The sequence below is a fragment of the Pedobacter sp. CG_S7 genome, assembly GCF_040544395.1.
Taxonomy (GTDB): domain Bacteria; phylum Bacteroidota; class Bacteroidia; order Sphingobacteriales; family Sphingobacteriaceae; genus Pedobacter.
Genome location: NZ_JBEONS010000029.1, coordinates 1 through 11,585 on the forward strand (window position 1 = coordinate 1; position 11,585 = coordinate 11,585).

Sequence of the window (11,585 nt, forward strand, 5' to 3'; positions counted from 1 at the left end):
GCCATTTTATTTGAATTTTGAAACTGCCCCTAAACTAACAACGATTACAAGGGCTGAAAACAGTCAAATCTTTTAAAGTACCTGAGTAGTTACAATTCCTACTCCTTCTTTTAAGCGCTTTTTTTAAACAGGACTTTTTCAGTGCCCTCGTTTTACAGCTGCTTTTTTTTTGTGGAAAATTTATGAATCGATGGGTTTGCTAGGTCGTTGGTAGGTCCTTTGTAGGTCGTTGGTAGGTCATTGGTAGGTCTAATTGACCTGCAAAGGACCTGCCAATGCTCTAGCAAAGTTTTATGAATATTAAGCTATGCCATACGGAAATGGCTGCTGATTTTCTCTATGCTTTTCAGCAAGTATAGTTGTGTTTCTCTAAAAAAAAATTCAAAGCAGCAACTAATAAAGCCGCTTTTTAGTTGTATTAATTAAATATTAATGGTCAAAAGATTGATGTTTAAATATTTTTATTTTTATTTTTTATTTTTTTATTTTTTAACTTTAAAGGTGTTGATTTTAACATTTGTGTATACTTTTCTTAAATTTATTTTTATTATTTTTATTTTAATAAAATTTTGTGTTAAATGAAGAGAAATGTTTTGGTTTTTCCATGTGGTTCTGAAATAGGATTGGAGGTGAATAGGGCACTTGCTAACTCTGCCCACTTTAATATTTACGGCGTAAATAGTGTTGACGATCATGGAAAGTATGTTTATAAAAATTATATCGAGAAATTTTTATGTATGGAAGGCGATAATTTTATTGATGATCTGAATGAAATTATTTTGGATCACCAGATTGATTTTGTCGTTCCAGCACATGATTCTGCAAATTTAATAATGGCAGCTCATCAAAATAAAATAAAGGCTGAGGTGGTAACCTCTATTGCTGATACATGCAACTTATGTCGTTCAAAAGGTAAAACCTATCAATTGTTTGAAAAATTGATTCCTACGCCTTATGTATATCAAACTACTGAGGTAATGAGCTTTCCAGTTTTTTTAAAGCCCGATAGCGGTCAGGGGTCAAAAGGCACTTTTACAGCTCATTCAAAAGAAGAAGTTGATTTTTATTTAATTAATGAGGAATCCTTACTTGCATTAGAATACTTGCCTGGTAAAGAGTATACTATAGATTGTTTTACAAATAAAGAGGGTAAATTATTGTTTTCCGAAGGAAGGATTAGAAACCGGATCTCCAATGGAATCAGTGTTAATTCCAAACGAATTATAAACGAACAATTTCAAAAACTCGCTCAAATTATTAACCATACCCTTGCTTTTCGCGGGGTATGGTTTTTTCAAGTTAAAGAGCGTGCTGATGGAGAATTGGTGCTGATGGAGATTTCGCCGCGCATAGCTGGAACGATGGCTTTGTTTAGGGCTAGCGGGGTAAACTTTATTCTACTGAGCTTATTTGACCGAATGGGCTTTGATGTTTCTGTGGTGCAAAATAATTTTGCGATTGAAATTGACCGTGCCTTATTTGCCAGGTATACAATAGACATTGATTATGAATATGTTTACGTTGATTTTGATGATACAATTATTGTAAACAATAATATCAATACTACATTACTTATGTTTTTGTACCAGGCCAGGAATTACGATAAAAAAATCGTATTAATAACTAAGCATATTTATAACATTCAGGAGACATTAAACAAATTCGCTATAAGCAATTTCTTGTTTGATGAAATAATTCAAATACATCAATCAGCAAAGAAGGTTGATTATATTAAAAATAGCAATTCAATTTTTATTGATGATTCTTTTGAAGAAAGAAAGGCTGTTTTGGAGGGATTGCGCATACCCTCATTTGCGTTAGATGCTGTTGAATCTTTGTTATGCTGGAAGTCTTAATGCAAAAAAAAGGTGCCTCGAATTATGTGAGGGCACCCTTTCTGAAAATATAAATTGATGTTTATTGTTTACTTGTACATTTCGGCACGTAAAGCATCAATTTCTTCGCTGTTAATATAATCATCATAAGTCATCATTCTATCAATGCTGCCTTTTGGTGTAAGTTCTATTACTCTTGTAGCCACGGATTCTGTTAAGGCATGGTCTCGGGAGGTAAATAAGGCTGTACCTTTAAAATCTTTCAAACCGTTATTTAAAGCAGTAATAGATTCCAGATCCAGGTGATTTGTTGGCTCATCAAACAATAAAAGGTTTGGATGTTTCAGCATCATTTGTGAAAACATACACCTCATTTTTTCTCCCCCAGATAATACCTTGCAATTTTTTAAAACCTCTTCACCCGAGAAAAGCATACGGCCAAGGAAACTTCTTACAAATTGCTCATCTTTATCGGTGTCAGAATATTCTCTCAACCAATCAACAAGGTTCATGTCTTTGCCAGTGAAGTAGGCCGTATTGTCATTTGGTATATCGGCCATGTTAATGGTCACACCAAAAGTGAAAGTCCCTGTATAATCTTTATCACGTTCCGTTAAAACATTATAAAAAGCGGTGGTAGCCAGACTATTTTGTGAAATTACGGCTATTTTATCGCCTTTATTAAGCATGAAGTTAACATTCTTAAACAATACTTCTCCATTGGCAGTTTTGGATAAATTTTCTACCTGTAGAATTTGATCGCCAGCTTCTCTGCCTAAATTATTAAATAAAATGGCAGGGTATTTACGACTTGAAGGCTTAATTTCTGTTAAATCAATTTTATCTAAAGCTTTTTTACGCGAGGTTGCTTGTTTTGATTTTGAGGCATTGGCACTAAACCTTTGGATAAATTCCTGTAGCTCTTTAACCTTCTCTTCTAGTTTTTTATTTTGATCGTTGCGTTGTTTCAAGGCAAGCTGACTTGACTCATACCAGAAGGTATAATTACCCGAGTAAATATTCATTTTACTGTAGTCAATATCAACGATATGCGTACAAACGGCATCCAAAAAGTGCCTATCGTGAGAAACAACCAATACTATATTTTGATAATCTGCAAGGAAGTTTTCTAGCCAGGCAATGGTGTCAATATCTAAATCGTTAGTAGGCTCATCTAAAAGCAGTATGTCAGGATTACCAAATAAAGCTTGTGCCAATAATACACGTACTTTTTGGTTACCATCAATTTCTTTAAGTTGTTTGTAATGTTGTTCTTCTTTAATACCCAGGTTGCTCAGCATGGTAGCTGCATTGCTTTCCATGTTCCAACCATCCATTTCGGCAAATCTGTTTTCTAGTTCCCCTGCACGTTCTCCGTCTTTGTCGGTAAAGTCTTCTTTGGCATAAATAGCATCTTTTTCTTTCATGATGTCATATAAATCTCTATGACCCATCATTACAGTTTCGATAACAGAAAATTCATCAAACTCATAGTGATTTTGATTTAAAACCGCCATTCTTTCGCCTGGGGTAAAAGCTACGTTGCCAGAGGTTTGGTTTACATCGCCCGAAAGTATTTTTAGGAAAGTTGATTTACCTGCTCCGTTAGCCCCAATTACACCGTAACAGTTGCCATGGGTAAATTTAAGGTTAACATCTTCAAATAAAGTCCGTTTTCCGTAACGCAGTGATAAATTAGATACTGAAATCATAAATGCTTAAAAAATAAGAGGCAAAGGTAGGCATAATTTACAAATTCCTTATATTGCTGCTATCTCAAAGGACAAGGGTATTGTCTGTATATTATCAACTAAAAAATTTAATTAGGCATTATGATCATCGTAAAAGTAACTTACACTGTAAAGCTGGAGTTTGTTAAAGAAAATCAGAATAATATTGATGTTTTTATGGCTGATTTTAAGAGGTTGAAGCAAAATAATTTTCGTTATAATGTTTATTTACAGCCTGATGGCATAACCTTTATTCATTTTTCTCATTATGAGAATGAGAATATACAACAGCAATTGCTTAAAGTTCCTTCATTTATATTATTCCAACAGAAAAGAGATGCCAGCGGCTTGGCAGTTATTCCAGAAATTAATGTTTTGAAGACTGTTGCCTGCTCTCATCAAATAATTGATTTTTAAGCTTCTAAATTGTATTTATTTTAGGGTAAAAAACTGATAAACAATTTTTTATGTCAAGTGTTCTGATTTATTATACGATAAATAAACTACATGTTATGAAAAATTCAACTTTTTACCTGTTAAGTGTATTTGTAGCCTTAGGGCTTTCTTCAAGTGCACAGATTCAACGCGGCAATGTATTAATTGGTGCTAACCTGGCAAATGTTAATATCGGTTTAGACAGGCCAAATGTTTTTAGTGCTAATATTACCCCAAAGGCAGGCTGGTTTATTCAGGATAATATTGCCCTGGGGGGATATTTAGATTTCGGCATTCAGACTGCTAAAAATTCTTCAACCATTACCAATTATGGTTTCGGTGCTTTAGGCAGGTATTACACTGGGTCTGATGTTGAGGTTTTAAAACATGGTCGTCTTTTCGGTGAAGCTACTGCTGGTTTTGGTGGTCAAAATGTGAGTGATGGTGGTGGTTCAACAAACGGTATTAATTTTAGTGCAGGACCAGGTTTTGTTTATTTCGTTACTAATACTATAGGTTTAGAGGCTTTGATTAAGTATAATGGTTTAGCTGGTTTTGGCAGTACTAATTACCAAAACAACCTGAATTTGTCATTTGGTTTGCAAATTTATCTTCCTGGTAAAAGTACAGCAAGAAAAGTGATGGGTGATGTGAGGTAGTTTCTCTTGAAAAATGCGCAAAAAAGATTTGCTTAGGCAGCTGTCTTCTTTTGCGCTTTTTTTATGGAAATAGTTACACAAATAAAAAATATAAAAGAATACTTCTGTAGTTTTTTATTACTTTAGAACATATAAACCAAATAGCTATCTGAACTCTTAAACCATGAAATCAACAAACCGTAGAAATTTTATTAAAGACTTAGGCCTGTTAACTGCAGCGGCAGGGCTTTCTTCATTAATCCCTTTTGACGTAGCTGCCTTTGAAAAAAAGGAGTTTTTTAACATCTCCCTCGCAGAATGGTCTTTTCATAAAGCGCTCTTTGCCGGGAAAATGACAAATATGGAGTTTCCTTTGAAGGCCAAAAATGATTTTGGGATCAATATTGTCGAATACGTGAGTCGGTTTTTTAATAATAAAGAGACTGATCCGGCCTACCTAAAAGAGTTATTAAACATGACTAAAAATGAGGGGATTCAAAATCATCTGATCATGATTGATGGGGAAGGTAATCTAGGCGACTTAGACGAAAAAAACCGTCTAAAGGCTGTCGAAAATCATTATAAATGGGTTGCAGCAGCGAAGACGTTAGGTTGTAAAACTATTCGGGTAAATGCTGCTGGAAATGGCAGTGAAGAAGATGTTAAAAGTGCTGCAGTTGATGGTTTAGGTAAACTTGCTGAATTTGGTAAACAACATCAAATAAATATAATAGTTGAAAACCATGGTAGTTATTCTTCGGATGGAAAATGGTTGTCATCGGTAATGAAACAAGTGAATCTTTCTAATTGTGGAACGCTTCCAGATTTTGGTAATTTTAAAATAAGTGCAGATCGGGAATATGATAAATACCAGGGAGTACAAGATTTGCTGCCATATGCCAAAGGTATTAGTGCTAAAACTTTTGACTTTGATGAACAGGGTAATGAAAATACTATAGATTATGACCGTATGTTTAAAATTATAAAAGCTGCAAAATGGAGTGGTATAGTAGGTATTGAATATGAAGGTAGTAAATGGTCTGAAGAGGAAGGAATAAAAAAGACAAAGATCTTATTGGAAAGAATAAAAAAACAGTATTCTTAATTAATATTACATGACATCATCTGGTAGGTAATTCTCCTTTTTTTCCTAAGCTTCATTGAAATTCTTCGGCTGATTGTAACCTTAAAAGTTAACTTTGTTTTTTTTGAGCTAACCAATAAATGAATATGGCAGAAGTGTTCGATACCATTACTGAGATTATTAAAAGAAGGAGAAGTATCTTCCCGATAAGTTATACTGATGAGGTGGTTCCTGATGAAGTGATCAGGCAGCTGCTTGAAAATGCAAATTATGCCCCTACGCATAAATTAACTGAACCTTGGAGGTTTATGGTTTTTAGATCTGCAGGAAAGAAAAGGTTAGGCATGGAATTGGCACGCATATATAAAGTAAGCACACCAGCGGCTTTATTTTTACAAAAGAAACACGACAGTATCACCGATAAAATTGATAGGGCGAGTTGTGTTATTGTTCTTAATGCACAATTAAACCCTGATAAAGTTCCTGAATGGGAGGAAATTGCTGCGCTGGCTTGTGCCGTTCAAAATATGGCTTTAACAGCTGAAGCTTTGAGTGTTGGTGCTTATTGGAGCTCGCCTGAACTGATTTCTGGTTTAAATGATTTTTTAGAATTGTCGAACAATGAGAAGTGTTTTGGCCTGTTTTATCTGGGCTACCATAAGGAGGAGCCAAGGCCTGCTAATAGAACTCCCATTGCCTCCAAAGTGAAATGGATAGAGGATTAAAATTTTTTTACGGTAAAAAATAGAGCTATTAATGAACAATATTAAAAAGCAGTTGTATCAACTTTGTCGGCAATTTATTGAGCAAAGAATTGAAACTGCTGAGACCGCTTTAGAACAGGCTCGAGAAGCCAGTAACGATGATACTAAAAGTAGTGCGGGTGATAAATTTGAAACAACCAGAGAAATGATGCAACAAGATATTTCCAGGAATAAACGCTTGTTGATGGATGCTAAGCAAAACCTGCAGGTGCTGGAGGCTATTAAAGATTTACCTGATTCTGATAGAATAAAGGGTGGTAGTTTGGTTGTTACCTCTAAGGGTGTATTTTATATCGGCATCAGTGCCGGACAATTAAATGTTGAGGGCAAAACTTATTTTGCTATTTCTTCACTTTCACCTATAGGCCAATTGTTGTTGGGTAAACACGTCAATGAAGGTGTAAGTTTTAATCAAAAGGAATACCGTATTCTAGAGGTGTTTTAGGGATGTGAGATTTCAAATCTTACATCCCTTTCTAGTTTAAAAACTGTTTTTTATGCTATTGTTTAAAGTTCTGGAACTCCAGTAACCACTGGCAATTATTCTTCTGATAGTGTATAGAGGATCGTTTTCGTCGCGCTTGGTTGCTAAAATATAAGCTGACTTCATGCCGCGCTTTTTAAGTTCAGGAATAGCTTCTGGATTCCACAACCCGAAAGGATAGGCAAAATCAGTAATTTTTTTGCCTGTTATTTCTTCTAAGGTTTTCGTTGGTTTCTCGATCTGCAGTTCCCAATCTTTACCTTGGTATTTTTTTACATTATGGTGGTCCCAAGTATGGGAACCGATGATATTTCCGTTATCTGATAATTCCTTTATCTGAGATCTTGTCATGTAATTAGGACGGCCGATGGATACAGTCATGATAAAGAATACGGCTTTAAAACCATATTTCTTCATCTCTGGTGCGGCAATTTTATGCTGATTATGTTCTGTATCATCAAAAGTAATCATAATAGGTTTACTCGGAAGTGTAGTGCCATTGTTCAGGTAGTCATAATATTGATCTGGTAATATGGTGTGGTAACCACTGTCGGCAAGCATTTTCATGTGCTCCTTAAAGGTCGCTATTGGAATGATGTAATCTTTTGAAGCTTTTGAGTCTGAAGCTTTCCAGTCGCGAATTTGATGATAACACAATACTGGGACTTGCTTACGCGCTAAAATTGTTTTTGCACTTGCAACTTTAATTTTGTCGATATCAAAGGTTGTCTGAACTTCCGCTTTAACCGTGTCTTTTGTGGAAGTGGTTTCTAAATTACTGCTGTCATGATCAGCGGTTTGAGATTTAGATTGGCATCCGGCGACTAATAGCATAGCTGCAGCGGTAATTTGTAACAAAAAGTATTTCATTTGAATTGATTTGATGCAATAGGATAAAGGTATCTTATTTTTCACAATGGTGGAAATGAGTTTCAGAAATTATTATCAATAAGTGATGTGTTTTACTTTCTGTATTTTGAATAACAAATTGGAATCCAAATTGTAAAAGATTAATTTTTTACAAAAAAAAAGTCTTGGCGTATATTCCAGGACTTTTTCTTGTTTAAAAATTGTTTGCTTCAGTTAGAAGTGGAACATTACTCCCAATTTAGGGGCGAAAGTGTTGGCATCTAAACCAAATGAATTTGTTTCAACTTTATTGCCGGTAAGTTCATTTTTAACAGTATAGTTGTTGTAATCTAATCCGTTAACTGATAGCTCTATTCCTATTCTTTTAGTTGGGAAGAAAGCAAAACCTGGTGCAAAATTTACACCGATCCTGGTTGTCGATGCATATTTATCGTCTGCAACATTTCCTTCATTGTCAACCAATTTGTTGTTTCCAAATGCCATTGGTACAGATAACTGACCGAAAAACTTAAATTGATCTGATAAATCAAGATAGTAACGGCCAAAAGGTGATACTTCAAGCGCTTGATTTAAATTATTAGTGCTCACTTTTTTATAGTAATTGTAACCAATTCCAGTACCGATCGCAAAATTATCGCTTACGAAATAACCTACCGTAGGAACAATTCTGAAATTAACATCAGCTTTAGCAGCACCATCAGTTTTCGAAGAGTTAAATCCTACATTTCCACCAAGCATTGTGTTTCCTTTTTCAGTTTGTGCTTGTGTAGTGAAAGCAAACGTAGCAACAGCAACCATTGATAATAATAACTTTTTCATCTTTTTGTGTTTTAAATTTATAAACAGGCCATTTTTTTGATTTAATTTTTCTGACCATTATTGTTATATAGTCAATACCTGTGCCAAAGGAATTTAGCCTTCATTGCTTCTTATAGCGGTTTTTTGTAAAGTGTTAATAGTTAGGAGAATAATTAAATAACAGAATTGGTTTATTATTTTAGGGTGACAATTAGAAACATATCAATAGCTGTGCTTATTGTTTTTTTTGTAGTCATTTTGACTTTATTTGTAATATTGTCAGTTTTTTAATGGTGTTTTTTGGCAGTGCTTTTGTTGTATAGTATTTGGTAAAAAAAAATGAAATCTGGCTTTCTAATAACTATATTAGTTTTTTTAATAAAAATAGGATAGCCTTTTAAACGTTACTAACTTATGAGATTACAAATAACCCGTAAACCTGTTAAAGTATACCCTGATCCTAAACGTGTAATTGCGAGATTTTTTTTTAATGGAGAAGAGCGTGCCCAACAGGTTATAAAAATGGTGCTTAAATTATCCAAAGAAGAAGTATTTGGGCTTATCTCTCCATTGCTGCAAGAATATTCAAAACGGCATCGTAACATTACTAAAATTTTAGCGCGTCATTGTAAAAAGGTTAAGTACGCTATTGATAGCATTGGCATCGATTATGAAGTTTTAGATAAATACCAGCGTTTGTTAATAGGTTCTTATTTTACGCATGAATATTCTATAGAGTCAGCGGCGTTTTTTAATCCCTCTATTGTCGAAGATCCAGATCAAACTGATTTGGTGGAGGGCGAGAAACGAGTTATTATTAGTTTTAGAGCTGTTGGTGAAGGTCATATCTCCTCAGTGGTTTTTAGAAGGGCATTATTAGACAGGGAAAATAACATCACAATATCTGCTGCAGGAAATTATATAGATGAAGCTGAGGTTATTCGAAATGAAGTATATACCAAGAGCCTTTTTCTGAAAAAAGCGGTAGATTCAAAAATTGATATTGAAGTTTTAGATGAGGTTGGAAATAAATTAAACGATAAATTTGATTATGCTTTATTAAGAAGAATTATCATTGATTCTAAAAGTTTGCAGGAAGATGAACTTAAAAAATTAGAGTATGATAAGGTGCTTTGGTTATCTGACGCTTATCATGAAATAAGTTTTTCAAGGGATACAGATATTTCTGACCGGGTTATTTTTCCTATTTCTGAGTTTGAGCGTAAAGGAATAGAGGATGCCCGTTTTGTGCGCTTTGTAAATGAGGACGGCAGTATTATATATTATGCAACCTATACCGCTTTTGATGGGTCAATGATTATGCCTAAGCTTTTGGAAACGACAGACTTTTATGATTTTAAAGTGAGTCCGCTACATGGTGTTGGCGCACAGAATAAAAACCTGGCGTTGTTTCCAAGAAAAGTGAATGGTAAATACGCGATGTTATCCCGTATTGATGGCTGTAATAATTATCTAATGTATTCAGATAAGCTTTCTGTTTGGGATAATCCTATTAAATTACAGGAGCCAGAATTTCCTTGGGAATATGTTCAAATTGGTAACTGTGGTTCGCCTATAGAAACTGATCAAGGTTGGTTAGTAATTACTCACGGTGTTGGTCCGATGCGGAGGTATAGCCTTAGCGTTAGTTTACTTAAATTAGAAGACCCTTCTGTTGAAATTGGTCGTTTGCGTGAACCTTTGGTTATCCCCAATAAGGATGAACGGGAAGGTTATGTGCCAAATGTTTTATACTCCTGTGGTTCTATCATTCACAATGGTGAACTAGTAATCCCTTATGGCTTATCAGATTATTGCTCTTCATTTGTAACGGTAAACTTAGCGTTGTTGTTAGCTAAGCTAAAAGAATCTGAAACGGTAAGTTGATATTAAAGACTATATTGATAGCTATTTGTGTTTATAATGGTGGTGCTAATGTTTATATTATTTTATGATAAAGCATTATGTAATCCGCTACCATTTTCTCAGTAGAGAAATTCTCAATTGCCCAGCTACGACAATTTGCACGGCTAATTGTTTTGACCTGGTCAACCATAGTTGCGGCTTGAACCACATTTGCAACTAAAAAACCCGTTTCATTATCTTTAATTAATTCCGGCATGGAGCCTTTGTTAAAGGCAATTACCGGGGTTCCACAAAGCATGGCCTCTGCTACACTTAAGCCAAAAGGCTCTTCAAAATTGATAGGGTGTAGCAATGCATAGGCCTTTCCTAACAATTCATTTCTTTTCTCTGGTCCTAAGGATCCTAAAAAAGTAATGTCCTCATTTAAATGTGGCTCCACTTCTTTTTTAAAATAAGCTTCATCTTGTATAATCCCTGCAATTTTTAGTCGTCTGTTGCTTTTTTTAGCAATCTGAATGGCTTCTGCTGTACCCTTATCTGGATGTATCCTGCCAAAAAACAGGAGATAATCTTCTGGTCGTTCATTAAAAGTAAAATCAGCAATGTCTAAACCATTGTAAACCGTACCCAAATAATTGAGCCTTGGGTGCCTGTTGGCATTACTAATAGCAACGTAATGACTGTTATTGTTGAAACGCTCATATACTTTCACAATTTTCTCTGAAGAAAAACCATGAATCGTGGTAATTATGGGCGTGTTAATCAATTTTGAATAACTGAGTGGAAGGAAATCAAAATGATTGTGAATAAGATCAAATGAATGAGCCTTTTCCATTAAATTACTAATGTGTAGGCATTCCATAACTTTATAGTCCTGCGTTGGATCTTCTTCATATCCTTTATCAACAACATAATCCAAATGCGCCTTTGTAAGTGAATCAGCAGTGGCAAACAAGGTAACATCAAATCCTGCTTTAACAAGTCCTTCGGTAAGGTTTGACGCCATCTGTTCCCACGGTCCATAATGGCGCGGAGGTGTTCTCCATGCCACTGGTGCTAAAATAGCAATCTTCATCAAGTA

At 34.8% G+C, this 11,585-nt stretch carries 11 protein-coding genes; 7 read left to right on the top strand and 4 right to left on the bottom strand.

What is annotated here, in order from left to right; genetic code table 11:
- Positions 1-578 precede the first annotated feature (578 nt).
- Complete coding sequence (locus AAKU52_RS13600) at positions 579-1,856, top strand: ATP-grasp domain-containing protein (RefSeq protein WP_354334400.1); 1,278 nt, start codon at positions 579-581, stop codon at positions 1,854-1,856.
- Between the two features lie 68 nt (positions 1,857-1,924).
- Here AAKU52_RS13600 and AAKU52_RS13605 read toward each other — a convergent pair whose 3' ends face one another.
- Entirely contained in the window at positions 1,925-3,547 is a 1,623-nt protein-coding gene (locus AAKU52_RS13605; RefSeq protein WP_354334402.1) for an ABC-F family ATP-binding cassette domain-containing protein, read from the bottom strand.
- A gap of 120 nt (positions 3,548-3,667) precedes the next feature.
- On the opposite strand from AAKU52_RS13605, the gene AAKU52_RS13610 reads away from it, so the two are divergent.
- The 5 genes from AAKU52_RS13610 (at position 3,668) to AAKU52_RS13630 (ending at position 6,931) form a co-directional block, all read left to right on the top strand.
- Positions 3,668-3,982 carry a hypothetical protein gene (locus AAKU52_RS13610; protein WP_354334404.1) on the top strand — a complete coding sequence of 105 codons (315 nt, stop codon included), beginning with the start codon at positions 3,668-3,670 and terminating at the stop codon, positions 3,980-3,982.
- A 95-nt stretch (positions 3,983-4,077) separates the two neighbouring features.
- Entirely contained in the window at positions 4,078-4,659 is a 582-nt protein-coding gene (locus tag AAKU52_RS13615; protein ID WP_354334406.1) for a hypothetical protein, read from the top strand.
- Positions 4,660-4,822: 163 nt separating this feature from the next.
- Complete coding sequence (locus AAKU52_RS13620) at positions 4,823-5,743, top strand: TIM barrel protein (protein ID WP_354334408.1); 921 nt, start codon at positions 4,823-4,825, stop codon at positions 5,741-5,743.
- A 125-nt stretch (positions 5,744-5,868) separates the two neighbouring features.
- Entirely contained in the window at positions 5,869-6,447 is a 579-nt protein-coding gene (locus tag AAKU52_RS13625; protein WP_354334411.1) for a nitroreductase family protein, read from the top strand.
- A gap of 31 nt (positions 6,448-6,478) precedes the next feature.
- On the top strand, positions 6,479-6,931 hold the full coding sequence (locus AAKU52_RS13630; protein ID WP_354334413.1) for a 3-oxoacyl-ACP synthase: 453 nt from the start codon (positions 6,479-6,481) through the stop codon (positions 6,929-6,931).
- Positions 6,932-6,967: 36 nt separating this feature from the next.
- Here AAKU52_RS13630 and AAKU52_RS13635 read toward each other — a convergent pair whose 3' ends face one another.
- Both AAKU52_RS13635 and AAKU52_RS13640 read right to left on the bottom strand, forming a co-directional pair.
- Positions 6,968-7,840, bottom strand: coding sequence for a polysaccharide deacetylase family protein (locus AAKU52_RS13635; RefSeq protein ID WP_354334415.1), 873 nt, complete (start codon positions 7,838-7,840; stop codon positions 6,968-6,970).
- Between the two features lie 213 nt (positions 7,841-8,053).
- Entirely contained in the window at positions 8,054-8,659 is a 606-nt protein-coding gene (locus AAKU52_RS13640; RefSeq protein ID WP_354334417.1) for an outer membrane beta-barrel protein, read from the bottom strand.
- 393 nt (positions 8,660-9,052) lie between these two features.
- Between AAKU52_RS13640 and AAKU52_RS13645 the strand changes: the two genes are divergently transcribed.
- Entirely contained in the window at positions 9,053-10,525 is a 1,473-nt protein-coding gene (locus AAKU52_RS13645) for a glycoside hydrolase family 130 protein (RefSeq protein WP_354334419.1), read from the top strand.
- Positions 10,526-10,577: 52 nt separating this feature from the next.
- Here the strand turns inward: AAKU52_RS13645 and AAKU52_RS13650 are convergent, their stop codons facing one another.
- Complete coding sequence (locus AAKU52_RS13650) at positions 10,578-11,579, bottom strand: glycosyltransferase family 4 protein (RefSeq protein ID WP_354334421.1); 1,002 nt, start codon at positions 11,577-11,579, stop codon at positions 10,578-10,580.
- Between the last annotated feature and the right edge of the window lie 6 nt (positions 11,580-11,585).